The sequence below is a fragment of the Pseudomonas sp. ASL8 genome (assembly GCF_056680355.1).
This window is the reverse complement of sequence record NZ_CM155278.1, coordinates 3,562,303-3,586,723: the sequence shown is the minus strand read 5'-3', so window position 1 is coordinate 3,586,723 and position 24,421 is coordinate 3,562,303. Positions and strand designations below refer to the sequence as shown.

Annotated in this window: 25 protein-coding genes and 2 tRNA genes; 13 read left to right on the top strand and 14 right to left on the bottom strand. The window is 56.2% G+C overall.

The annotated features are described in order from the left end of the window. Nucleotides 1–177 precede the first annotated feature (177 nt). Complete coding sequence (locus tag AC1MEA_RS16535; protein WP_480416795.1) at nucleotides 178–987, bottom strand: hypothetical protein; 810 nt, start codon at nucleotides 985–987, stop codon at nucleotides 178–180. A gap of 453 nt (nucleotides 988–1,440) precedes the next feature. On the opposite strand from AC1MEA_RS16535, the gene AC1MEA_RS16530 reads away from it, so the two are divergent. Continuing rightward, nucleotides 1,441–2,085, top strand: coding sequence for a hypothetical protein (locus AC1MEA_RS16530; protein ID WP_480416794.1), 645 nt, complete (start codon nucleotides 1,441–1,443; stop codon nucleotides 2,083–2,085). A gap of 561 nt (nucleotides 2,086–2,646) precedes the next feature. On the opposite strand, the gene AC1MEA_RS16525 is transcribed toward AC1MEA_RS16530, so the two are convergent. The 4 genes from AC1MEA_RS16525 to AC1MEA_RS16510 all read right to left on the bottom strand — a co-directional run bounded on the left by AC1MEA_RS16525 (nucleotide 2,647) and on the right by AC1MEA_RS16510 (nucleotide 5,562). Next, nucleotides 2,647–3,690: a hypothetical protein gene (locus tag AC1MEA_RS16525; protein ID WP_480416793.1), complete on the bottom strand. Its 1,044-nt coding sequence runs from the start codon at nucleotides 3,688–3,690 to the stop codon at nucleotides 2,647–2,649. Nucleotides 3,691–3,817: 127 nt separating this feature from the next. Next, entirely contained in the window at nucleotides 3,818–4,609 is a 792-nt protein-coding gene (locus tag AC1MEA_RS16520; protein ID WP_480416792.1) for a restriction endonuclease, read from the bottom strand. Nucleotides 4,610–5,352: 743 nt separating this feature from the next. Then, nucleotides 5,353–5,443, bottom strand: a tRNA-Ser gene (locus AC1MEA_RS16515). 33 nt (nucleotides 5,444–5,476) lie between these two features. Next, nucleotides 5,477–5,562: transfer RNA gene (locus AC1MEA_RS16510), tRNA-Ser, on the bottom strand. Between the two features lie 121 nt (nucleotides 5,563–5,683). Between AC1MEA_RS16510 and AC1MEA_RS16505 the strand changes: the two genes are divergently transcribed. From AC1MEA_RS16505 to AC1MEA_RS16475, 7 genes are all read left to right on the top strand, one after another. Beyond that, nucleotides 5,684–6,358, top strand: coding sequence for a Bax inhibitor-1/YccA family protein (locus AC1MEA_RS16505; protein WP_219064442.1), 675 nt, complete (start codon nucleotides 5,684–5,686; stop codon nucleotides 6,356–6,358). A 93-nt stretch (nucleotides 6,359–6,451) separates the two neighbouring features. Further along, a complete protein-coding gene (gene tusD, locus AC1MEA_RS16500; RefSeq protein ID WP_219064441.1) occupies nucleotides 6,452–6,844 on the top strand; it encodes a sulfurtransferase complex subunit TusD in 393 nt (130 codons plus the stop codon). A gap of 1 nt (nucleotide 6,845) precedes the next feature. Further along, nucleotides 6,846–7,208 carry a sulfurtransferase complex subunit TusC gene (gene tusC, locus AC1MEA_RS16495; RefSeq protein ID WP_480416791.1) on the top strand — a complete coding sequence of 121 codons (363 nt, stop codon included), beginning with the start codon at nucleotides 6,846–6,848 and terminating at the stop codon, nucleotides 7,206–7,208. Further along, the gene (tusB, locus tag AC1MEA_RS16490) at nucleotides 7,208–7,507 is read left to right on the top strand and encodes a sulfurtransferase complex subunit TusB (protein WP_480416790.1); all 300 of its coding nucleotides are present in this window, start codon (nucleotides 7,208–7,210) and stop codon (nucleotides 7,505–7,507) included. Before tusC ends, tusB begins: the two co-directional genes overlap by 1 nt. Further along, on the top strand, nucleotides 7,504–7,839 hold the full coding sequence (locus AC1MEA_RS16485) for a TusE/DsrC/DsvC family sulfur relay protein (protein WP_219064438.1): 336 nt from the start codon (nucleotides 7,504–7,506) through the stop codon (nucleotides 7,837–7,839). The genes tusB and AC1MEA_RS16485 overlap by 4 nt, the downstream gene beginning before the upstream one ends. Next, nucleotides 7,836–8,837, top strand: coding sequence for a glycosyl transferase family protein (locus AC1MEA_RS16480; RefSeq protein ID WP_480416788.1), 1,002 nt, complete (start codon nucleotides 7,836–7,838; stop codon nucleotides 8,835–8,837). The genes AC1MEA_RS16485 and AC1MEA_RS16480 overlap by 4 nt, the downstream gene beginning before the upstream one ends. Before the next feature lie 88 nt (nucleotides 8,838–8,925). After that, a complete protein-coding gene (locus AC1MEA_RS16475; RefSeq protein WP_480416786.1) occupies nucleotides 8,926–9,933 on the top strand; it encodes a glutathione S-transferase family protein in 1,008 nt (335 codons plus the stop codon). Nucleotides 9,934–10,006: 73 nt separating this feature from the next. Here AC1MEA_RS16475 and cysG read toward each other — a convergent pair whose 3' ends face one another. From cysG to ftsK, 6 genes are read right to left on the bottom strand one after another with little or no spacing between them, the layout of a single operon-like run. Continuing rightward, the gene (cysG, locus tag AC1MEA_RS16470; protein WP_480416784.1) at nucleotides 10,007–11,401 is read right to left on the bottom strand and encodes a siroheme synthase CysG; all 1,395 of its coding nucleotides are present in this window, start codon (nucleotides 11,399–11,401) and stop codon (nucleotides 10,007–10,009) included. Further along, complete coding sequence (serS, locus tag AC1MEA_RS16465) at nucleotides 11,402–12,682, bottom strand: serine--tRNA ligase (RefSeq protein ID WP_480416783.1); 1,281 nt, start codon at nucleotides 12,680–12,682, stop codon at nucleotides 11,402–11,404. A 16-nt stretch (nucleotides 12,683–12,698) separates the two neighbouring features. After that, entirely contained in the window at nucleotides 12,699–13,073 is a 375-nt protein-coding gene (crcB, locus tag AC1MEA_RS16460; protein ID WP_219064433.1) for a fluoride efflux transporter CrcB, read from the bottom strand. Then, nucleotides 13,073–14,395 (bottom strand): replication-associated recombination protein A, encoded by a 1,323-nt coding sequence (locus AC1MEA_RS16455; protein ID WP_219064432.1) that lies wholly within the window; start codon nucleotides 14,393–14,395, stop codon nucleotides 13,073–13,075. The genes crcB and AC1MEA_RS16455 overlap by 1 nt, the downstream gene beginning before the upstream one ends. A 19-nt stretch (nucleotides 14,396–14,414) precedes the next feature. Further along, complete coding sequence (gene lolA / locus AC1MEA_RS16450) at nucleotides 14,415–15,038, bottom strand: outer membrane lipoprotein periplasmic chaperone LolA (protein ID WP_480416782.1); 624 nt, start codon at nucleotides 15,036–15,038, stop codon at nucleotides 14,415–14,417. A gap of 56 nt (nucleotides 15,039–15,094) precedes the next feature. After that, on the bottom strand, nucleotides 15,095–17,527 hold the full coding sequence (gene ftsK, locus AC1MEA_RS16445; protein ID WP_219064430.1) for a DNA translocase FtsK: 2,433 nt from the start codon (nucleotides 17,525–17,527) through the stop codon (nucleotides 15,095–15,097). Between the two features lie 239 nt (nucleotides 17,528–17,766). Between ftsK and AC1MEA_RS16440 the strand changes: the two genes are divergently transcribed. The 4 genes from AC1MEA_RS16440 (at nucleotide 17,767) to infA (ending at nucleotide 19,708) form a co-directional block, all read left to right on the top strand. Further along, on the top strand, nucleotides 17,767–17,940 hold the full coding sequence (locus tag AC1MEA_RS16440) for a hypothetical protein (protein ID WP_449635391.1): 174 nt from the start codon (nucleotides 17,767–17,769) through the stop codon (nucleotides 17,938–17,940). A 4-nt stretch (nucleotides 17,941–17,944) separates the two neighbouring features. Next, the gene (aat, locus tag AC1MEA_RS16435) at nucleotides 17,945–18,637 is read left to right on the top strand and encodes a leucyl/phenylalanyl-tRNA--protein transferase (RefSeq protein WP_480416781.1); all 693 of its coding nucleotides are present in this window, start codon (nucleotides 17,945–17,947) and stop codon (nucleotides 18,635–18,637) included. A 44-nt stretch (nucleotides 18,638–18,681) separates the two neighbouring features. Continuing rightward, on the top strand, nucleotides 18,682–19,389 hold the full coding sequence (locus AC1MEA_RS16430; RefSeq protein WP_219064428.1) for an arginyltransferase: 708 nt from the start codon (nucleotides 18,682–18,684) through the stop codon (nucleotides 19,387–19,389). A 100-nt stretch (nucleotides 19,390–19,489) separates the two neighbouring features. Further along, complete coding sequence (gene infA / locus AC1MEA_RS16425; RefSeq protein ID WP_219064427.1) at nucleotides 19,490–19,708, top strand: translation initiation factor IF-1; 219 nt, start codon at nucleotides 19,490–19,492, stop codon at nucleotides 19,706–19,708. A gap of 150 nt (nucleotides 19,709–19,858) precedes the next feature. On the opposite strand, the gene clpA is transcribed toward infA, so the two are convergent. Both clpA and clpS read right to left on the bottom strand, forming a co-directional pair. Beyond that, nucleotides 19,859–22,129, bottom strand: coding sequence for an ATP-dependent Clp protease ATP-binding subunit ClpA (gene clpA, locus AC1MEA_RS16420; protein WP_219064426.1), 2,271 nt, complete (start codon nucleotides 22,127–22,129; stop codon nucleotides 19,859–19,861). Between the two features lie 29 nt (nucleotides 22,130–22,158). Then, on the bottom strand, nucleotides 22,159–22,518 hold the full coding sequence (gene clpS / locus AC1MEA_RS16415) for an ATP-dependent Clp protease adapter ClpS (protein WP_219064425.1): 360 nt from the start codon (nucleotides 22,516–22,518) through the stop codon (nucleotides 22,159–22,161). A 220-nt stretch (nucleotides 22,519–22,738) separates the two neighbouring features. Between clpS and cspD the strand changes: the two genes are divergently transcribed. Beyond that, nucleotides 22,739–23,026: a cold shock domain-containing protein CspD gene (gene cspD, locus AC1MEA_RS16410; protein ID WP_480416780.1), complete on the top strand. Its 288-nt coding sequence runs from the start codon at nucleotides 22,739–22,741 to the stop codon at nucleotides 23,024–23,026. 98 nt (nucleotides 23,027–23,124) lie between these two features. Here cspD and icd read toward each other — a convergent pair whose 3' ends face one another. Then, nucleotides 23,125–24,381: an NADP-dependent isocitrate dehydrogenase gene (icd, locus tag AC1MEA_RS16405; RefSeq protein WP_219064423.1), complete on the bottom strand. Its 1,257-nt coding sequence runs from the start codon at nucleotides 24,379–24,381 to the stop codon at nucleotides 23,125–23,127. Nucleotides 24,382–24,421: the final 40 nt, after the last annotated feature.

Sequence of the window (24,421 nt, the reverse complement as noted above, 5' to 3'; positions counted from 1 at the left end):
CGCAGGAGTAATTTGACTTGCAGTGGTCGGAGGTTTTCCGGTGAATTAGCTTCGACGAGGGAGCCGATGCTAAAGCCAGCGTTGTCACCGGGCCGTGCTGAACCTCGTTCGACTCGCCAGGCGGCATGCATTTTCCGGACACGCCGCCCCCGTCATACCCATCTGATCCTGCTACGGTCAGGCCTTTTTCGCCTGCCGTTGCCGCTGCCGAAATCGCTTGATGAAGTCGGCATCCACCAGCTCGTCAACAGCTAGGTCAAGACCGCAATTCACTAGCGACGCCAAGCCACCATCAGATAGTGCGAATCCGTTGGGTATGAAGCCACACTCTTTCACCCGATTGTCGTCCATTCGAGCCAGGAACGCTTTCACAAAATCCGAGCGGCCCGATTTCCGGCTTTCAGTAGCAGCTGCAGTAGCCGGATCATCGGGGGTAACCTCAGCCATCTCGGCATCAGTGCCTATGGCTTGAACCACCTCACTCAATGCCGGCCAATATTTGAAATCAAACTGGTAGTGGATTCGATCGAGGCCATCCTTCACGTAGCTCTCGTAGAGATGATTGTGCTCCGACGCTTCGTGCACGATATCAAGGATGTGGTATTGGGTATTTGAGCTAAATCCTGAATGGTTATGAAGCTCATCACGCCGATCGAGCAGTGCTGCCATTTGATCGGCGAGCTCGCTGATTCGACTGTTGACCCCTACCAATTCTTCGCGAGCCTGCCGCGCTGCTTGGCTCTTTTCAGGGTTCCAGCCGTCAGCAGCATGGACGAAGACATCCCAGAACATGTGGAGAGCCCGAGGCTTCAGGGACAACGAGGCATAGACTTCTTCATACACGTCTGCCAACTCGATACGGCGCTTGAGCATGCCGTCAATGATGCTGCGTATGTTCGGCCAGATGCACTTGGCCTGGAGATTTTCCATCATGCTGCGCAGAAGCGTCTCGCAGTGCTGAACAGCTTCGGTGGGGGCGTGGGACACTCGGGGGATACCTGTATGGATAACGTGCGCCAAGGCTACCCCTTAACGCCTGAGGGCTCGGTACCTATTGAAAATTCTTTTCTACCTCAATAGGTACGTACCGTCCGAGGCCGACCTTCTCCCACCTCGGCCGGCTACTTCGATAGATCCTTACCGCTTGCCCGCACGTTTCAGTGGAGCTCTAACGTAAAGAAGCACTTCGCCAATGGCTATGGCGTAAGACTTCGGGGCCCAGCAAAAGCAGAGTTTTCTGCTGGTTCCAATTTACCTGATCGACGCTGACAAAAAAGCCTCGCTATGGCCAGGTTTCGCTGCTGCCCGGCTCAGTGGGCGCTGGCGACCATTCCAAGGCTCACGATCCAAGCAATACGCAAAGGTAGTAGATAAACTCCCGAATACCGAGGGGCGCCAAGCAATTGGCCTGCTCTCTGCCCACAGATCCTAGGATGATCAATGAACACCCCAGCCGTCGAGAAACCCGCTGCTGCTGCAGCCCAACCTCAAGTCGAAATTCAGCCCACTGCGCCCACTGAAGCAGCTAACTCACTGGTCGCAGCCCCCAAGCACGTGCGACGTGACGTGTTTGGGTTGAATGATCCTCTCAAGGCAGTGGTGGTGGTCGTGGGCATGATCGCGACCATAATTGCAGCCCTGATTTCGTTCGCCACCGCCACGATTCAGAACGCATCAATCTATCGTCTGGACGAGCAGACGATTGACTTCTTGAGCCAAGCATTCAATGCGACTGTGCTCCTCACCATACCTTTGGTGCTAGGCGCAGTGGGGGCGTTGACCCGATTGCTGCTGTCCGGGATGCGAATCATCGACCACCTTGAGTTGATCGCTGGTTCCAGCCTGATGGCGTGCTTTTCTTGGATTAGTATCAAGAGCGGCGTTCTCGTGTCGATCATTGCGCCCCACCTCGCCACCCATGGGGTCGAAACGAAAGACGCCCTCAGCAGTTCCAGTAGCTTCTATACGATGGCACTGGTGGCGATCGTCGTCGGTATGTTTTCCACCAATCTGTATCTGTTCATCACCCAGCGTGTTGAGCAACTCTCCAACCGTACGCCACACGATAATAAACCTCGTCCGTGAGGTGCTTGGGCCTTCACCTGCTGCATTGCCGGCTCTTGCCATAGCTTTAGATTCGCAGGCAACGCCAAGAGCGGTGCTGATGAAGCCGATCAGAGATTTGGAAGTCCTTGGTCTGATCGGTACGGCCCCGCCATCATCAGCCCAGGCCACAGACACCCCTCATCCCACCACCGCAAGTGCAACCTTTAGTCGCGCCCCAGCGGGGTCAGCCCAGTCAATCGCTATCAAGATCTAAACTGAACACGCTTTTCGCTCAGGCCAGGTCGCCTAGGCTCCAACAGGCGCTTTTCCCTGGCGCTCCTTGTGCAACTGATCAACGCGGTGCTGACAGCCCATATTCATGTTCGGTGCAGAAATCTTCACGACCTCGCTCAATGACTGATGCCCAAAGAGGACTTTAGCAAACGCTGGAAACCAATCGTGACACAAGCCCCCGGCAGCAGCGCTTCGCCTGACCTCAATCGTGGAGGCTCTGTTCAGTATCCACCAATGGATGAGGGCTCACGTGCAACTAATCACGCGACACGGTAGAGTCACCCTGTGACCTAGCGCTCCTCTCGATCAGTCACGCATCGCCTTTTCGTAAGTGTGAGCGTGGTAGGAGCACAAACCGCCATTGTCCTGATCGTCCTGTCTCAGTCTCTCTTCACAGATGGCGCACTCCGTGTAGTCCAACTGCGCTGCGCACCATAGGCAAATTTGCTCATAGATCACGTAGGTTGCACGGTCGCACTGCATACAAACCTCAACGCTCGGCTCTTCGCCGTCACGAGGATCGTAATCATGGGCCTCATTCAGCGCGCCAATCATCAGCGGCGCAATCAATCCCGTGTGTCCGCAAGCGACGCATGTGTACTCGAATTTTTCCTCATCGCGATCAACCAAGTAGTTCGCGTCTATGGACAGCTGAGCCGGGGACAGCAGCGATGACGAGCACGCCTCACAACGACTTTCGTCCAGCCAGGGAATCATCCCCTCAGGAACTCCCGCCCCCGTCCAAGCTTCCTTACATTGCTGCGTTGTGTCGACGAAAAAGTTGTGGTGAAGCAGCATGATCTGCCATGTATGCGCCAGAATTTGCGCAGGCACTTCCCCTAGTTGGGTCTGAATGAAATCCCTAAGCACGGGAAATAACTCGGCCACGAAATCTGCGACTTCCCCTAACGTGGTCGCAGGGTGCAGGTGTTCCAGGTGGTTGCGGCATTCTTGGAGCTTGGCAATCACTTTCCAATCAACCTCAATCCCAAACGCCTGGAAGCGCTTCTGGATCGTCCCGACGTCGATAGTGGTGGATTTGAACTTGCCTACCGGTAGCCATTCGATCCCACCCTCGCCATCGCCATGAGGCCATACCTCAGGAGGCATAAAAATGAGCGCGGCTGCGTCGGCAGGGTTGTCCACGCACGTGGCAATCTTATATTTGAAGAGAAGCAGCACCCCAGCGAACAAGTTGCGCACAGCAGAAAGTGCCCGGGCGGGGTCTCCTCCATCAGCAGGAGCTCTGCGGCTGCGCTCGAAGTCCTCGGCGCCTAAGCGAATAGACGTCAGCGCATTCTCACGAAGCTTGTTTGAATCGAGTTCGGAGATGAGTCGTTTTTCGGCCATGGGGGTTTCTCTTCCTACGAGCTTATCGAACAAGTGGGTAACGTTGGCCGTCGGGTGTCTGACAGACCCAGCGAGTGCGCTGAAGCATGCATCAATCGAGGTTGCTGAAGAAGGTTGGTCTGCGATCTCAGGTTTCGAAATGATGCCTGCCGTCCCAATAAGCAACACGACCCCGATCATCTACCGTTCGCTTCGCGCGAAAGACGGTTCCGAAGTTTTTCACCGTGAGTATCTGGTCATTCAGGACAGGTACTTCGTGACCTTCAAGACCATGGTCATCCTGCCCAGTGATCTGCTTCGGAAGGCGCATGAGTAATGCTGCATGCAGGGTCTCCCTGAGGACGAGGGCAAAGACGTTCGAAATGGTGCTGTATCTACCATGCGCATGCACAACATGATTTCCATGGCCCGCATTGACGTCACGCAGCACCGACAGCAGGTTAGCGTCGGACACCAACATTGATTTGTCCCGGACGCCCCCTCCTTGGGCTTGATGACACCACTGGGCAACGTCGGTAGACGTCTTGAGCTCCAGCACCCCGGATGACCGATGCGCAAAGGTCACTGCGCTGGGAAGGTAACGAGAAGTCGTGACAAATATTCCGCGATCAACGCCATCGTTGGCAACAACGCCCCTCAACGCTGCGACAGCTTCGAGGCCTATAGGGCGGGATGGCGAATACCGCTTGGCTTGTACATAGGCGAGGGTGTCGCCCAGCGGGCCGCGTTGAAGCAATTTGACATCGACACCTCCATCTCCCGAACCCGGGCCTACCTCCGCCTCAAAGCCCAGACTTTGGAAAATTCGATAGAGCAGGATTTCGAATTCGCGGTGGTGAAGGTTATACAACCGGTCGGGGTGAGCATGGAAATACTGATACAGCTCGGCATACAGGTCGCCGAAATCCTCGACGATCAAGCTGCACACCCACTTCCAGTGAAATACTCGTCGTAGGCCCGCTGCAGTGGCTCATTGTTGGCAAAAAAAATGAAGGAGTACCCATCGTTATCGTCGTAGAAGAAACCATGCGTGTCGGCAATCTCAGCGAATTGCTCTCGCAACCTGGGCTCTTAGTCTTCGTCTAAAAGTCGTGCAAGGTCGCAGCTGCTATGCAGGATGAAGACAACGGCGTCTTTTACCTAGCTCCCCATCGACGCGCTCCGCATAAGACTGAAAGCCGCTGTCGTGCCACAGGTCGGCCGCAATCGCCCATTCCTGTAAGGCGATTTGGGCATGCAGGATTCGCTGTTCCAATACCTTGTCCGGACTCCCCATCCAATGCTCCTTTTGAGATGTAACTGACGGGTGACTTCGGCACGCTCTTCCGACGCTCCGGAAAGACACAGGAAGCCCCGCACCGGTTCAGGGTACGAGTGAAACGGCAACCAAGCCTGCTTCAATAGATGGCTAAATCGGACATCGAATTCGGCGTAAAGCCCACTAGGGTCACCACTGGCGGGGCCCATCCGTAAGCATGCAGTTGAACACAAGCCCCTCGCAAGCACGCAACAGAATGCAGTAGCACGCATCCAGACGATTGCATCTTATGATGACGAGGTCGTTGAGGACTGTTCACCTCCAATCCAGCACACCTGCCAGACATATTGCAGGCATAAAAAAAGGGCCCAGATTATCTCTGAGCCCTTGATTTTACTGATGCGTGGCGGGAAACCAGGGATTCGAACCCTGGGAACGCTATTAACGTTCGCCGGTTTTCAAGACCGGTGCATTCAACCACTCTGCCAATTTCCCGTTCTTCATGTCGTGCGTCGCAAGCGTGCAGCTGAGAAGTACATGAGATAAGAACTCATGGACCTGTTACAGTCGGCAGTTTTCAAGACTGCTGCCTTAAACCACTCGGCCACACCTCCGTTGCGTTGCGGGCGCCATAATACCCGAATGAAACACACTGTCAAACTCTCTTCATAACTGGCGGCAAAGCGTCTGTTATGATCTTTGCGTCTTAACATTTCAATCACCAGGAGTTGCGCCATGCGCGAACAGGATTACGCAGTGAAAAACGGCGTGCAGGCCGAGCAGCTAGAGGTTAGCCGCGTCCTGCGCAATACATATGGTCTTCTGGCTATCACCCTCGCCTTCAGTGGCTTGATGGCTTTTATCGCTCAGCAGAATCACGTTCGTTACCCGAACGTATTCGTCGTCCTGATCGGCTTTTATGGCCTTTTCTTTCTTACTAATAAATTACGCGACTCGGCGTGGGGCCTGGTATCGACCTTCGCCCTGACCGGTTTCATGGGTTACCTGCTGGGCCCGATTCTCAACCGTTACCTGGGTATGCAGGGCGGTGCCGAGGTTGTCAGTTCGGCGTTTGCGATGACCGCGCTGGTGTTCGGTGGTTTGTCCGCCTATGTGCTGATCACTCGCAAGGACATGAGCTTCCTCGGTGGTTTCATCACCGCCGGCTTCTTCGTCCTGCTGGGCGCGGTGCTGGCCAGCATGTTCTTCCAGATCAGCGGGCTGCAATTGGCGATCAGCGCAGGTTTCGTGCTGTTCTCCTCTGTATGCATCCTGTTCCAGACCAGCGCCATCATCCAGGGCGGCGAGCGTAACTACATCATGGCGACCATCAGCCTGTATGTATCGATCTACAACCTGTTCGTCAGCCTGTTGCAGTTGTTTGGCTTGATGGGTGGCAGCAGAAACTGATTCGCTGTCGAGCTTCAACAAAAAGCCCGCTTAGCGGGCTTTTTGCTGTCTGACTCTATTATCATTGCCCAAGATTTGTTGACTGAGCCAACCATGAAGTTCGCCATTGCCATTTTTTCTGCGGCCCATGAGCCCTCCTCCCGCCGCGCCTTGCTGTTTGCGCAGGCGGTGCTGGCTGGCGGCCATGAGATTGTCCGGCTGTTTTTCTATCAGGAAGGCGTGCACATCGCGTCGGGCAATATTGTCACGCCTCAGGATGAGCAAGACCTGCCACGCCAATGGCGCGAGTTCGTCACCCTCAACCAGCTTGATGGCGTGGTGTGCATCGCCGCCGCCTTGCGACGCGGTGTATTGAATGAAGAAGAAGCTCAACGCTATCAGCGACCAGCAGCCAATGTGTCAGCCCCGTGGGAGTTGTCCGGGCTCGGCCAGTTGCATGATGCGGTGCAGGCCGCCGACCGACTGATCTGCTTCGGAGGGCCTTGAAATGTCAAAATCATTATTGATTATCAGCCGTCAGGCCCCGTGGTCTGGTCCCGGCGCACGGGAAGCACTGGATATCGTGTTGGCCGGCGGCGCATTCGATTTGCCTATCGGCTTACTGTTTCTCGATGACGGGGTGTTTCAACTCTTGCCTGAGCAAAAGGCCGCTCACGTACAGCAGAAGGACCTGACAGCCAATTTGAAGGCCTTGTCACTGTTTGGCGTCGAGGATATTTTTGCCTGTGACGACAGCCTGGCAGAACGCGGGATTTCCTCTGCCGGATTGAATGTGGATACGCTGCAACTGCTGCAAACGTCAGAAATCCCCATGATTATTGACCGCTACGACCAAGTGATAACGCTCTGATGTCGACTTTGCATGTTTTGTCTCACTCCCCTTTTGCAGACAGCCGTCTGACCAGCTGCCTACGCGTGCTCGGCCCGGAAGATGCCATCCTGCTCTGCGGCGACGCGACGTATGCGTTGCGTCCCGGTTGCGCACCGCTTCGTGCACTGGAGGTGCAGATAGCGTCGTCCAAACTGTTTGTACTCGAAGAGGACATCCTGGCGCGTCATCTTGAGGTTCCGCGCGGGGTCCAAAGCGTCGATTACCCAGGCTTCGTCGCGTTGTCGATACGCTTCGACAAGGTCAACACCTGGCTATGACACAGCTCACGATTGCCGAACACAGCATTGCACTGGACAAGGATGGTTTCCTGGTAGACCTGAACGACTGGTCCGTAGAGGTTGCAACTGCCTTGGCCTTACGGGAAGAAATTACCCTCAGCCCGGAACACTGGGAGATTCTGCAACTGCTGCGTGCTTTTTATACCGAGTTCCAGTTGTCGCCCGCAACTCGCCCGCTGATCAAATACACGGCGCTGAAGCTGGGCCCTGAAAAGGGCAACAGCATGCACCTCAATCGCCTGTTCAATGGCACTCCCGCCAAACTCGCCGCCAAGCTGGCGGGCCTGCCCAAACCGACGAATTGCATATGACCGAATTTTCCCCGCTGATCACTGAAACACCTGCCGAGCACCCGTTCGCCCAATTCGTGCGAATCCTGGGCAAGGGCAAACGCGGCGCCCGCGACCTTACTCGCGAAGAAGCGCGGGAAGCCATGGGCATGTTGCTCGACGAGAAAGTCGAAGACACCCAGCTTGGTGCTTTTCTGATGTTGTTACGGCATAAGGAAGAAAGCGCAGAGGAGCTGGCAGGCTTCACCGAAGCGGTACGAGAGCGTTTGCACGCTCCGGCGTTGAAGGTGGACATCGACTGGCCGACTTACGCTGGCAAAAAGCGTCACCTACCGTGGTACTTGCTCGCGGCCAAGTGCCTGGCGCAAAACGGTGTCCGCGTGCTAATGCATGGTGGTGGCGCGCATACCGCAGGTCGCCTGTACAGCGAGCAATTGCTCGAACTGCTGGGCATCCCGCTGTGCCGTAGCTGGCAAGCGGTCGGTACGGCGCTCGAGCAACACAACCTGGCGTTCATCCCGCTAGGGGATTGGGCGCCGCAGCTGCAGCGAATGATCGACCTGCGCAACATCCTGGGTCTGCGCTCCCCTATCCACTCACTGGCGCGAGCGCTCAACCCCTTGGGCGCTCGCTGTGGCCTGCAAAGCATCTTCCATCCCGGTTACCAGGGCATGCACCGCGAAGCCAGCGGTTTGCTAGGTGACAACGCCATCGTGATCAAGGGCGATGGCGGTGAAGTCGAAATAAACCCGGACACCATCAGTCACCTTTATGGCACTACAGCCGGGCAAAGCTGGGATGAGGAGTGGCCTGCGCTGTCGCCAAGACGTCATGTCAAACCGGCCACGCTCGACCCGGCACAATTAACGGCCCTTTGGCGTGGTGAAATAGAAGACAGCTACCCGCAGCTGGCCCTGATTTCGACCATCGCTCTGGCATTGCGCGGCCTTGGAACCCCACGCGATGCCGCCTTCGAATTGGCTCAGCAGTACTGGGATAATCGCGACAGATCTATTTAATCGATCATAGTCGCCCATGCTTTGCGCTATTCGTTCGAACCAATGCAATTAGACTGGCCTCCAATGCAAAAGAGCTTAGGAGTCAGACATGGGCCTTCTGGTCGACGGACGCTGGCATGATCAGTGGTACGAAAGCAGCAAAGACGGCGCCTTCCAGCGTGAAAACGCGCAACGCCGGCATTGGATCACCGCTGACGGTCAACCCGCCCCCAGCGGTGAAGGTGGCTTTGCCGCGCAAGCTGGCCGCTATCACCTCTACGTCTCCCTCGCCTGCCCATGGGCCCATCGCACACTGATCCTGCGCAAACTCAAAGGCCTGGAACGCTTGATCGACGTGTCCGTGGTCAGTTGGTTGATGCTGGAAAATGGCTGGACCTTCGATAAACAAAAGGGCTCCAGCGGTGACAAGCTCGATGGCCTGGACTTTCTTTATCAGCGCTACACCGCCGATGACGCCGCCTACACTGGCCGCGTGACCGTGCCATTGCTGTGGGATAAACAGCAACAACGTATCGTCAGCAATGAGTCGTCCGAGATCATCCGCATGTTCAACTCGGCGTTCGATGGCCTGACCGGTGATCGCCTGGATTTCTACCCTGAACCGCTGCAACAGCAGATTGATCGATTGAATGATCGGATCTACCCAGCGGTCAATAATGGCGTTTACCGCGCAGGCTTCGCCACTTCGCAAGGCGCTTACGAGCAAGCATTCGATGGCTTGTTTGCGGAACTGGATTGGCTGGAGGTGCTGCTTGGCAGGAAACGTTACCTGGCCGGTGAGTACCTGACCGAGGCCGATGTGCGCCTGTTTACCACCCTCGTTCGCTTTGACGCGGTGTATTACAGCCACTTCAAATGCAACCTGCGCCGCATGGCCGATTACCCGAACCTGAGTGACTGGTTACGCGAGTTGTATCAGTGGCCGGGCATCGCTGAGACGGTGGACTTTGAGCACATCAAAGGTCACTACTATGCGAGCCACCGGACTATAAACCCGACCGGGATCGTGCCGAAAGGACCAGCGCGGCACCTTGACGCCAGTCATGACCGCGAACGGCTTACAGGCCGTGGAGTCTGGCACAAAACAGGAGTTTGAGAATAAGGCATGAGGTGATGCCTTGACCGCCCGCACACGCGGATCATCAAGGCACGCACTTAAAGCCTATGCGCTAGAGCTGTCCTTGAGCGCCTTCGAACCACGCCAGCTTTTCCCGCAACTTGACCACTTCGCCGACGATCACCAGCGTTGGCGCATGCACTTCATGCTCAGCGACCAGTTGCGACAAGTTGGCCAGTGTGCCAGTGAACACCCGTTGATTCGAGGTGGTGCCTTGCTGAATCAGCGCAGCAGGGGTGTCCGGGGAGCGGCCATGCTGGATCAACTGTTCACAGATAATCGGCAAGCCGACCAGCCCCATGTAAAACACCAATGTCTGCGCCGGTGAGACCAGATCGCTCCAGGGCAGGTCCGTGGTGCCGTCCTTCAAATGCCCGGTAACGAAGCGCACTGATTGCGCATAATCACGGTGGGTCAGAGGTATGCCGGCATAGGCTGCGCAACCGCTGGCAGCGGTAATGCCCGGTACCACCTGAAACGGAATGCCGTGAGCCGCCAGCTCTTCGATCTCTTCGCCGCCACGCCCGAAAATAAACGGATCGCCGCCTTTGAGACGCAGTACACGCTTGCCTTGCTTGGCCAGATCAACCAACTGCTGATTGATCTGATCCTGCGGCAAAGCGTGATCGGCACGCTGTTTACCGACATAGACCCGCTCGGCATCGCGTCGGCAAAGTTCCAGAATCGCCGGCGCCACCAAGCGGTCGTAAAGCACCACATCGGCTTGCTGCATCAGACGTAAAGCGCGGAAGGTCAGCAAGTCCGGATCGCCCGGCCCTGCGCCCACCAGATACACCTCACCGGGTGCGCTGGGCGCCTCACCGTTGATTTTAGCAATCAGCAGACGCTCGGCTTCAGCGCCCTGCCCGGCCAATTGGCGGTCAGCGACAGGTCCCTGAAACACTTCTTCCCAAAATGCCCGGCGCTGCTGAACATCGGGGAACAGGCTTTTTACCTGACTGCGGAATCGCGCCGCCAGGCCGGCCAGTTGGCCATATGTCGAAGGAATCCAGGTTTCAAGCTTGGCGCGAATCAACCGCGCCAGCACAGGAGCATCACCGCCGCTGGACACTGCAATCACCAACGGTGAACGGTCAACGATGGCCGGAAATATCACGCTGCACAACGCAGGCGAATCCACCACATTGACCGGCACACAACGCTGCCGGGCGTCTTGCGACACCTGAGCGTTAAGTGGCTCGTCATCGGTGGCTGCGATGATCAGTACGCACCCGTCAAGGTCGCCCTGGGCATAGCCACGTAAAATCAGTTCTCCGCCGCTGCGCTCAACCAACTCGCACAATTGCGCTTCTATTTCGGGTGCAACCACCCGCAATAACGCACCGGCATCAGCGAGCAGGCGTGACTTGCGCAAGGCAATTTCACCCCCACCGACTACCAGTACGCGACTGCCACGCAGGTTATGGAACAGCGGCAGGAATTCCATTTAGCCTATGACCTCAAGCCCACCCATGTAGGGTTTTAGTACGTCAGGAACACGGATCGAGCCATCGGCCTGCTGATAGTTTTCCAACACGGCGACCAACGCCCGACCTACAGCCAGACCGGAACCGTTCAGGGTGTGAACCAATTCTGGTTTGCCAGTTTCCGGGTTACGCCAGCGCGCCTGCATGCGTCGCGCCTGGAAATCGCCGCAGTTGGAGCACGAGGAAATTTCGCGGTATTTGTCCTGGCTCGGGATCCAGACTTCAAGGTCGTACGTCTTGACCGCACTGAAACCCATATCACCGGTGCACAAGGCCAGTACGCGGTAAGGCAGTTCCAGCAGTTGCAGAACGCGCTCAGCGTTACCGGTGAGGGTTTCCAGTGCCGCTTGCGACTGGCCAGGCTCTACGATCTGAACCATCTCGACTTTATCGAACTGGTGCTGACGAATCATCCCGCGTGTATCGCGGCCCGATGCACCGGCCTCGCTGCGGAAGCATGGGGTGTGCGCGACAAACTTCAGCGGCAATTGCTTTGGATCAAGAATTTCGCCAGCAACGATATTGGTCAGCGACACTTCCGCAGTCGGGATCAAGTACAGGTCCGCCTCGCCTTCGCGAGTGATCTTGAACAGGTCTTCCTCGAACTTCGGCAACTGGCCCGTGCCCTGCAACGCGGGCGCCTGAACCAGATACGGGGTGTAAGCCTCTTCGTAGCCGTGATCGGTGACGTGCAGGTTGATCATGAACTGCGCCAACGCACGATGCATGCGAGCAATAGGGCCCCGCAACAGTGCGAAGCGGGCGCCAGACAACTTGGCGGCGGTTTCGAAGTCCAGCCAGCCGTACTTTTCGCCAAGCTCGACGTGGTCCTTGACCTCGAAGTCGAACACGGTAGGTGTGCCCCAACGACGAACTTCAACGTTGTCGTCTTCATCAGCGCCAACCGGAACCGATTCGTGTGGCAGGTTCGGCATGCTCAGCAGCATCCCGTCCAGCTCAGCCTGAATGCTGTCCAGCTCGACTTTACCGGTGCTCAGTTCGTCAGCCATACGCTCGACGTCAGCCATCAACGGTGCGATGTCTTCGCCGCGCTGTTTGGCCTGACCGATGGATTTGGAGCGGGCATTACGCTCGGCCTGCAACTGTTCTGTGCGGGTCTGGACGGTCTTGCGCTGGTTTTCCAGCGCTTCGATGCGGGCCACGTCCAGGGTAAAACCACGGGACGCCAGGCGATCCGCTACGTCCTGAAGTTGGGTACGTAACAGTTTGGAATCGAGCATATCGTTCTCTCGTCTATCAAAGTTTGGTCAAGGACAGGCCAGCCCATGTCGCGAGCAGCCCGCCGAATACGGTGATTGCCGCGTAGCCCAGCGCCAGCGGCACCTGCCCGCTTTCCAGCAAGCGCAGCGTATCCAGTGAAAAAGATGAAAATGTCGTCAGGCCACCCAAAAAACCTACCATCAGGCCTGCACGAAGCTCGATTGGTACTTCGGGACGCAACAGGAACAGTCCATACAGGTAACCGATCAGCAAGCAGCCGACGATGTTAACGGCCAATGTTGCGGTGTAGAAGTGTCGCGGCCAGTTCGCCGAGATCCAGCTGGCGGTGGCGAAGCGCAATAATGTACCAGCGATACCCCCGGCGGATACTGCAAGAATCAATCGAATCACTACTTTCTCCGCTTACGTGGGCTTGCTTTGTCCAGTGCCGCCAGATGATTCAGCTTTTCTCCGATCTTCAGCTCAAGGCCACGCGGTACCGGCTGGTAGTACTGGCGCGGCTCTAGGTCGTCCGGAAAGTAGTCTTCGCCAGCGGCATAAGCGTCGGGTTCATCGTGGGCGTAACGGTATTCTTCGCCATAGCCCAGTTGCTTCATCAGCTTGGTCGGCGCGTTGCGCAGGTGCAGCGGAACCTCCAGCGAACCATGCTCGGTCGCTTCACGCATCGCTGCCTTGAAGCCCATGTACACGGCATTACTTTTTGGTGCGCAGGCCAGATAAACGATGGCCTGCGCCACTGCCAACTCACCTTCGGGGCTGCCCAGACGCTCCTGCACATCCCACGCCGACAGGCATAACGTAAGCGCCCTGGGGTCAGCATTGCCGATGTCTTCACTGGCCATGCGCACAACGCGGCGAGCCAGGTACAACGGGTCGCAACCGCCATCGATCATCCGCGCGAACCAGTACAACGCCGCGTCAGGGTTGGAGCCGCGAATCGATTTATGCAGCGCGGAAATCTGGTCGTAAAACGCTTCGCCGCCCTTATCGAACCGACGACGACTGTCGCCAAGCAGGCTTTGCAGCAACTCGACACTGATCTCGGTGCCATCTTCGGCAAGGTCAGAGGCGTTTTCCAACAGGTTGAGCAAACGCCGACCGTCACCATCAGCCGCAGCCAGGAGCATCTTGAAACCTTCGTCGCTCAGGCTCAGTCGATGCTTGCCCAAGCCACGCTCTTCCGTCAATGCGCGCTGCACCAGCTTGTGCAGCGCCGCTTCGTCGAGGCTTTTCAGGACGTAAACCCGCGCACGGGAAAGCAAGGCGTTGTTCAGTTCAAAAGATGGATTCTCAGTGGTCGCACCGATAAAAATCAGAGTGCCGTCTTCTACGTAAGGCAGAAAGGCGTCCTGCTGCGACTTGTTGAATCGATGCACTTCGTCAACGAACAGGATGGTTCGGCGACCGTATTGCCCCGCCTGTTGCTTGGCAATCTCGACGGCCTGACGGATTTCCTTGACCCCGGCCAACACCGCCGAGACCGTTTCGAAATGCGCATCGGAGACTTTCGCCAACAGCCGTGCCAGCGTGGTTTTACCCACGCCCGGCGGCCCCCAGAAGATCATCGAATGCAAAGCGCCCTGCTCAAGCGCCTCACGCAGAGGCTTGCCATGAGCGAGCAGGTGTTCCTGACCGACGTACTCATCCAGATTGGCCGCACGCAGGCGCGCTGCCAAGGGCTGAGCTATCGGATCGCTACGAAACAAGTCCATGGGCCGCGGTTAAAACCTCTTATTCCTGAATGACATCAGCGCCTTTCGGGATATTGAATTTGAATTTTCCGGCAACAATCGGTTCGTTGGCTTTCACGCCCGTGAACAGGATATTGGTGCGCTGGCCAACGCTGTCAATCAACTGCATGTCATTGATGACGCCGTTGCGAAAAGACAGACGCAGGCTGTCGAACAGCGTGTCCTTGGTTTTGGGCTTGAGCACGAAGTCGATCACGCCGCCGGCTTCCTTGGCGCTGATGTCAAAGCTTTCGCTGATCTTGGACACATCACCGGACAACAGCAACGCAGGGGTCTGGGTCAGTCGCTGGTCGAGGGTCTTGATAGTCACCTGCTCCAGATCCGGGTCCCACAACGAGACTTTTTTCCCGTCGGATACCATCAACTGTTCCTGAGGTGCATCCGTATGCCAATAGAACAGGCCCGGACGCTGCAACGCCATGTCACCGGCTGTTTCCTGCAACTGGGTGCCGCCGCCGTCCAGTGTCAGCTGGGAAAACCGGGCGGTCAGGGTTTGCGATTTTTCAAGCAACTGGGTGAGTCGCGCGACATCTTTGCTATCGGCATGGACCGGGATAGCGGAAAAAGCCAGTGCAGATACCAACAGCATGCGGATAAGACGCATGGGAGTCCTCATTGAATTCAGTGGAGCCCTGACAGCACACAGTCGCGCGGTCAGGATTAGTCGCGCATAGGGCTCGGTGCGATGACCTCACGCGAGCCATTGGTGTTCATGGACGTCACAACGCCCGCCATTTCCATTGCTTCGATCATTCGGGCGGCGCGGTTGTAACCGATCTTCAGCTTGCGCTGTACCGCGGAAATGGAAGCACGCCGGCTTTCCAGGACGAAACGCACCGCTTCGTCATACAGAGCATCGCTTTCGCTATCATCAGAGCCTTCGCTGCCGCCATCAAAGCCACTACCGGGCTCTTCAACGCCCGCAAGGATGTCTTCGTTGTAGTCAGGTGAGCCACGCAGCTTCCAGGCCTCCACGACGCGGTGGACCTCTTCGTCAGACACAAAAGCGCCATGGACACGAATCGGCAGGCTGGTGCCCGGCGGCATGTACAGCATGTCACCGTGACCGAGCAGTTGTTCAGCGCCGCCCTGATCGATGATGGTCCGTGAATCGATCTTGCTCGATACCTGAAACGCCATGCGAGTCGGGATGTTGGCCTTGATCAAACCAGTGATCACGTCCACCGATGGCCGCTGGGTCGCGAGAATCAAGTGAATACCGGCCGCCCGGGCTTTTTGAGCGATTCGGGCAATCAGTTCTTCGACCTTTTTACCGACGATCATCATCATGTCGGCGAATTCGTCGACCACTACCACGATGGTCGGCAATTTGGTCAGCAGCGGCGCTATGTCGTGCATGCTTTCGCGTTTGTACAACGGATCTTCAAGCGGCGTGCCGGCGTCTTGAGCTTCTTTGACCTTGTGGTTGAAGCCCGACAGGTTACGTACACCCATCTTCGCCATCAGTTTGTAACGCCGCTCCATCTCGGCGACGCTCCAGCGCAGTGCGTTGGCCGCGTCCTTCATGTCGGTGACGACCGGACACAGCAGATGCGGAATGCCCTCGTAGATCGACAGCTCAAGCATTTTCGGGTCGATCATGATCAGTTTGGCGTCTTCCGGCCCCGACTTGAACAGGATCGACAGGATCATCGCGTTGACCCCCACCGACTTACCAGAACCGGTAGTACCGGCCACCAGCAGGTGCGGCATTTTCGCCAGGTCGGTAATCACCGGCCTGCCGCCAATGTCATGCCCCAGGGCCAGAGTGACCGGGGACTTGGCGTCATCGAACTCCGGAGTGGACAGCACTTCGGAGAAGCGCACGATCTGCCGGTCTTCGTTAGGGATCTCGATGCCAACGGTGGTCTTGCCCGGGATGACTTCAACCACACGCACACTGGTCACGGCCAGCGAACGCGCCAGATCCTTGGCCAGGTTGGAGATTCGACTGACCTTGACCCCGGCGGCGGGCTGAATTTCGTAGCGGGTGATCACCGGTCCCGGATGAATGGAGTCAACGGTGACTTCCACGCCAAACTCTTTGAGTTTGATCTCCAGAAGATGACCGACGGCAGCCAGCGATTCGGGGGAGTAGTTGAGCTTTTTCTTCTCTGCCGGATCAAGGATCGAAATCGGCGGCAAGGTACCTTCCACCGCACTGTCGATGAACAAGGGCGCCTGTTTCTCTTTCTGCACGCGCTTGCTTGGCTCCACTACTTTGGCCGGAGCCGGAGCGATCACCGCAGGTACGTGATTTGCGCGCTCGGTCATGTGTTTGCTGAGCGCTTGTTCACGCTCGATCAAACGCTCTTTGGCCTTGGCCTGTTCCCGACGGTCAGGGGCAACAGGCGCCACTACTTCACTGACACGAGTATCGACCTCGCGCAACTGCGCAACCATCTGCTTGCGCTCGCCACGGGCCGTCCACCAGCGATTGGCAGCGCCTTGGAACAGCTCGAACAGGTCAAGCGTGATCTTGCCGGTGACGTCCATCACTTTGAACCACGAAAGATCGGTGAACACCGTCAGGCCAAACAGAAACAGCGCAATGAACATCAGGGTGCTGCCCTGGATATTCAACGCATTTTTTGCCAGATCGCCCAGGCTTTCGCCCAGCGCACCACCGGCCGATGCCGGCAGGCCCGCAGTGAAGTGAAAATGGATATGGGCCAGGGCCGCACCAGACAACACCAGGAAGACCAGGCCAATCAGGCGCCAGGAGAACAACCAACCGCTCCACTGCCACGGCTCATGACGTTGACGGAAGATTTGATACGTCTTGATCGCCAACAACAGCGGGAAGATGTACGCAAAATAACCCAACACCATGAACAATATGTCAGCCGAGAATGCGCCAGCGCGGCCCGCAGCATTCTGCACCTGCTGGGCACTGCTGGTATGGCTCCAACCGGGATCGGCCTGATCGTAGGTCAACAACGCCATCATCAAATACAGGCACAGGGCGCCGATAGCGATCAGCGCACCTTCCTTGAGCCGGTAGTGCAACTGCTGACGCCAGAGCGGAACGGAACTGGGTGCTACGGTGGATTTCTTCAAAACGCTTCTTTTCCTGCGCCTTAGCGCGAACATCTGATGATTGACTACGAAATACTACTGTCTAGCGTTCGGTAAAAATGAAACACATGGATACGTTTATCTACAACCCGGCTAATCACTTGAAAAAACACCAATAAGGTCGGCATTGTACGGGTTTGCACCGACGTTGCCACGCTAGTCTGGCTTGCGTGTAGCATATCTTCAAGCGCCGGACGAACGACTCAATTTGAGCATGCATTGTCTTTCGTGACAAAGGCTTATGGGGTGTTTTTATGAACGACATCAAACATCCGGATCGTGCCGCGTTGCACACTCAAGCCATTGATTGCATCGTTTTGCTACACATATCCGCCTCAGGTTTCGTCAACGGGACCGTCTACGACCACACCGACGCCGTAGAGTTGCAGTCGTCGAGTGTACCGCCCTCCCCTTTCGAGAAGTCTTGATGCCATGCTGACCTGGTTACAACGTAACAGCCTGACCTTCCCGCCACTGGAAAAAGCCATGCGCGAGCCGAATGGCTTGCTCGCCGCAGGCGGAGATCTATCCGCCGACCGCTTGATTCAGGCTTATCGTCACGGCTGCTTTCCCTGGTTTCAGGAAGGACAGCCGATCCTGTGGTGGTCGCCGGACCCGCGCACGGTATTATTTCCCGAGGAGCTGCACATTTCTCGTAGCTTGAGCAAAATATTGCGCCAGAACCGCTATCAGGTGACCTTCGATCGGGATTTCACGGCTGTCATTCAAGCGTGCGCCGCGCCGCGCGATTACGCCGATGGCACCTGGATCACCGACTCGATGCAATCGGCCTACCTTGAGCTGCATCGACGCGGCTATGCCCACAGCGTGGAGGTTTGGGAGCAAGACACCTTGGTCGGAGGCCTGTATGGCCTGGCAATAGGCCAGCTGTTTTTTGGCGAGTCCATGTTCAGCCGGGCGGACAATGCCTCGAAAGTCGGCTTCGCCACGCTGGTCGAGCGCCTGAAGGCGTGGGGTTTCGTACTGATCGACTGCCAAATGCCAACCGAACATCTGCACAGCTTCGGCGCCAGAGCGATTACCCGCACGACATTTGCCGACTACCTTCGCCAGCACCTGGATCAACCCAATATCGCCGACTGGCTGCCTAGGCGAGTTTCATAGCCTGACATACACTCTTAACTAGAGATTTTATCCGAGGGTTGATCATGACAGAGCTGGCGCGGCTTAAGTTTTATGCCACTCAACCCCATTCCTGCAGCTATTTGCCTGAGGAACAAGCGACGACGCTGTTTCTGGACCCTAGCCAGCCGATGGATGTTCAGGTGTACGCCGATCTTTCCGACATGGGCTTTCGCCGTAGCGGGGACCATCTTTACCGGCCTCACTGCCAGAATTGCAGCGCGTGCGTTCCTGCTCGCATCCCTGTGGGACTGTTTGTTCCAGATCGTCAGCAAAAGCGCATTTTCAAGCGCAATGCCGATCTGCAGGTGACCCCGACTCAGCCACGATTCAGCGAAGAGTACTTCGACCTGTATCAGCGCTATATCGAGCAGCGGCATGCTGATGGCGACATGTACCCCCCTAGTCGTGACCAGTTTTCAACATTTCTGGTACGCGACCTGCCTTTCTCGACATTCTACGAATTCCGCCTCGGCGAACGCCTCTTGGCAGTCGCCGTTACTGACCTTTTACCCACCGGTCTTTCGGCGGTTTATACATTCTATGAACCCGGCGAAGAGCGCCGCAGCCTGGGCCGCTACGCGATTCTCTGGCAGATCGCCGAGGCGGCCAGATTGCAGCTCCATGCGGTCTACCTGGGCTACTGGATAAAGAACTGTAAAAAGATGAATTACAAAACCCAATATCGCCCGATTGAACTGCTTACAAACCAGAGATGGGTCACTCTTTATTGAAGCGCTTGGCTTAACACCTACTTTTCGGGCACAATGCACGCCGCTTTTGCCTGGCGCAGTTGCACCGGGCCATTCTTTGGTTACCGAGGGCTTTTACTGCATGTCGAAAGAAGACAGCTTGGAAATGGAAGGTACTGTCGTCGACACCCTGCCCAACACCATGTTCCGTGTGGAGTTGGAAAATGGGCACATCGTCACCGCGCATATCTCCGGCAAAATGCGCAAGAACTACATCCGTATTCTTACCGGTGACAAAGTGCGCGTCGAAATGACGCCTTACGACTTGAGCAAAGGGCGCATCACGTACCGCGCCCGCTAACAGGTCTTAACAAAAACGCCCGGCCTGTGCCGGGCGTTTTTGTGTGGGCGGGATTTAACCCGCACTGTTGCGCAACACAGATTTCGCCCATAAAAAAGCCCCGCCCCCACCCGATCAAAGGTGAGAAGCAGGGCTTTTTTTGGTTTTGGCTTAAGCCATTTCTGCCGTTGTCTCGAAGTCGAAGGTCATTTCTCCGTCCTTGACGTCGATATGCACCACGCCACCGTGCTCGGCCAACTCACCGAAGAGAATCTCTTCAGCCAGCGGACGCTTGATCTTGTCCTGGATCAAACGAGCCATGGGTCTTGCACCCATCTGTGCATCGTAGCCACTTTCAGCCAGCCAGGTTCTGGCGGCATCAGTCACCTCAAGCAGCACACGCTTGTCTTCCAACTGCGCCTGCAGTTCGGTAAGGAACTTGTCCACCACACTTTTGATGACCTCATGATTGAGGCGACCAAACTGGATAATGGTGTCCAGACGGTTACGGAATTCCGGCGTGAAGCTTTTCTTGATCACTTCCATTGCATCGGAAGAGTGATCCTGATGCGTGAAGCCGATCGAGGCACGCGCAGCAGTTTCCGCGCCAGCGTTGGTGGTCATGATCACGATCACATTACGGAAGTCCGCCTTGCGCCCGTTGTTATCGGTCAGCGTACCGTGGTCCATGACCTGCAGCAGCAGGTTGAAGACTTCCGGATGCGCCTTCTCGATCTCATCGAGCAGCAGTACGCAGTGCGGCTGCTTGGTAATCGCTTCGGTCAGCAAACCACCCTGATCGAAGCCAACATAACCTGGCGGTGCACCGATCAAGCGCGAAACGGTATGACGCTCCATGTACTCGGACATATCGAAGCGCACAAGCTCAATGCCCAAGGCCTTGGCCAACTGCCGAGCCGCTTCGGTCTTGCCGACACCCGTAGGACCGGCAAACAGGAACGAACCGACCGGCTTATCCGGCGATTTCAGACCCGCCCGCGACAACTTGATCGCGGTCGACAGCGAATCAATCGCTGCATCCTGACCAAACACGGTCATTTTGAGGTCGCGCTCGAGATTACGCAGCAGCTCCTTGTCGGAGCTGTTGACATGCTTGGGCGGAATACGCGCAATCTTGGCAACGATGTCCTCAACCTGAGCCACCTCGATACGCTTCACGCGTTTCTCGATGGGCTGCAGGCGCTGATAAGCCCCGGCTTCGTCAATAACGTCGATGGCCTTGTCCGGCATGTGCCGATCATTGATGTAGCGCGACGCAAGCTCGGCAGCGGCGCGCAATGCCTCGTCGCTATACTCGATACCATGATGTTGTTCGAAACGCCCCTTGAGGCCTCTCAGGATGCCAATGGTGTCTTCCACCGACGGCTCGGACACATCAACCTTCTGGAAACGCCGCGCCAATGCTCGATCTTTTTCGAAGATCCCGCGAAATTCCTGGAACGTTGTCGAGCCGATGCAGCGGATATCCCCCGAAGACAGCAGCGGCTTGAGCAGATTCGATGCATCCATCACGCCACCAGAAGCAGCACCTGCGCCGATGATGGTATGGATTTCGTCAATGAACAAAATCGCCTGCGGACGCTTTTTCAGCTCGTTGAGCAACGCCTTGAAGCGCTTCTCGAAGTCACCGCGGTATTTGGTCCCTGCAAGGAGAGCACCCAGGTCGAGGGAATACACCACACTATTGGCGAGCAGGTCAGGCACTTGATTGTCGACGATGCGTTTAGCCAGACCTTCGGCGATGGCGGTTTTACCCACCCCGGCCTCACCGACAAGCAGCGGGTTGTTTTTGCGACGGCGCGCCAGAATCTGCGCCACACGCTCGACTTCCATCTCGCGTCCGACCAATGGATCAATGCGACCCTGACGCGCCAACTCATTCAGGTTGCTGGCGTAGGCATCCAGAGGATTGCCTGAAGAAGAAGACTCGCCGCCCTCGTCATCCTGCATATCTTGCTCACCTTCTGAGTGATCGCCATGCCCTGGCACTTTGGAAATACCATGAGCGATGTAATTGACGACATCGATCCGTGCAACGCTCTGCTGTTTGAGCAGAAACACTGCCTGGCTTTCCTGCTCGCTGAAAATGGCAACCAGCACGTTAGCGCCAGTGACTTCACGCTTGCCCGAGCTTTGGACGTGGAAGACAGCACGTTGTAGTACCCGCTGAAAGCCCAGGGTTGGCTGGGTTTCGCGATCCTCGTCATGGACAGGAATCAACGGTGTCGTGGAGTCGATGAACTCCTGCAGATCATGCTTGAGTTTGTCGAGGTTTGCGCCACAAGCGCGCAAGACGGTCGCGGCAGCCTCATTATCCAAAAGAGCCAGCAAGAGGTGTTCAACCGTCATGAATTCATGACGCTTGGAACGTGCCTCCTTGAAGGCAAGATTGAGGGTGACTTCGAGCTCACGGTTTAACATAGCTTCACCTCATACCCAAGTGGTCGGCGTTAACCGTCCTTCTCGATCTCACAGAGTAGCGGATGCTGGCTTTCCCTGGCGTATTGGTTGACCTGCATTGCCTTGGTCTCGGCGATATCGCGGGTAAACAATCCACATACTGCCCGTCCCTCTGTATGGACGGCCAGCATGACCTTGGTCGCCAGCTCGCGATTCAGGTTAAAAAACACCTCGAGCACTTCGACGACGAAATCCATCGGTGTGTAATCATCATTAAATATAACCACCTTGTACATCGGTGGCGCCTGCAGTGCTGGCTTGGCCTCCTGTAGCACCACTCCAGCAGCACCATCCTCGTGTGTCGGACGGTCCTGATTGAATGTTAGTCGAATCTGGCTGAATGCATGCATGGAAAGAAAGGTTCGTAGGTGGGCGGGTTCAGTAATTAGTCGCAGTCTGACCGGTTTTCAAGTGGACCGCCGCATGACCTTGACTATCGGCAAAACGGTGTTACAAAGAATAGAACCCACATTGGGTAAAAAGGGTCCGTGCAGTCAACCAAATTTTTTTCGGTCCGGCGGATGAGGTGGATCATACTCCAGACGGAGTCCTTTGCAGAGGGATGTGAGCATGGCAAGCAGTAACCCCAAGCGCGGCAAGGTTAAGTGGTTCAACAACGCAAAAGGCTACGGATTCATTATTGAAGACGGCCAGAGCGAGGATTTGTTCGCCCATTACTCGGCGATAAAAATGGACGGCTACAAGACCTTGAAAGCAGGTCAGGCCGTTAATTTTGACATCATTCAGGGGCCCAAAGGTTTGCACGCTGTAGAGATTGCAGCTGCGAGCGAGACCCAAACCTCCTCCCCTATCGACGTTCCAAATCTGACCCATCAACCGCTGGATGTAACCGCCTGATTCGCCAGTAATCAGGCCGCTAAACCAAAAACCAGCCGAAAAAAAACCGGCCAGTTCAAGTTAATTGAACTGGCCGGTTTTGCTTAGCGCTGATCAGCTCACATGTGAGAGATCAGGGCATCGCCAAACGCGGAAGAAGACAGCAATTTAGCGCCGTCCATCAGACGTTCGAAGTCATAGGTCACTGTCTTGGCCGAGATTGCGCCGTTGGTGCCTTTGATGATCAGGTCAGCAGCTTCGACCCAGCCCATGTGGCGCAGCATCATTTCAGCAGACAGGATCAACGAACCCGGGTTCACCTGATCTTTGCCAGCGTACTTCGGTGCAGTACCGTGGGTAGCTTCGAACATGGCAATGGTGTCGGACAGGTTAGCGCCAGGAGCGATACCGATACCGCCAACTTCAGCAGCCAGTGCGTCGGACAGGTAGTCACCGTTGAGGTTCAGGGTCGCGATCACGTCGTATTCGGCCGGGCGCAGCAGGATCTGCTGAAGCATGGCGTCGGCGATGGCGTCCTTAACGATAACGTTCTTGCCGGTTTTAGGGTTCTTGAACTGCATCCAAGGACCGCCGTCAAGCAAGGTAGCGCCGAATTCTTCAGCAGCCACTTCGTAGGCCCATTCTTTGAAGGCACCTTCGGTGAACTTCATGATGTTGCCTTTGTGCACAATGGTCAGCGAGTCACGGTCGTTGTCGACGATGTACTGCAGAGCCTTGCGTACCAGACGCTTGGTGCCTTCCAGAGAAACCGGCTTGATGCCGATACCGCAGTTTTGATCAAAGCGGATCTTGGTAACACCCATTTCCTCTTTGAGGAACTTGATGACCTTGATCGCTTCTGGCGAACCGGCTTTCCACTCGATGCCAGCATAAATATCTTCGGAGTTTTCACGGAAGATAGTCATGTCGACGTCGCCTGGCTTCTTGACCGGGCTAGGTACGCCTTCGAACCAACGCACTGGGCGCAGGCAGACGTACAGGTCCAACTGCTGACGCATGGCAACGTTCAGGGAACGAATACCGCCACCGACTGGAGTGGTCAGCGGGCCCTTGATGGAAACGACGTAGTCTTTAACAGCGTCCAGGGTTTCCTGAGGCAGCCAGGTATCCTGATCGTAGACTTGGGTGGCCTTCTCGCCAGCGTAGACTTCCATCCAGGAGATTTTGCGCTCGCCGCCGTAAGCCTTTTTAACTGCAGCATCAACAACTTTCATCATGACTGGGCTGATGTCGACGCCGATACCATCACCTTCAATGAAAGGGATGATCGGGTTGTTCGGCACATTAAGAGAATGGTCTGCGTTGACGGTGATTTTGTCGCCGACTGCTGGAACCTGAATCTTCTGGTATCCCATGCTGGACTCCGTTTCTTTCGTGGTCTGACATCTGCTGCGC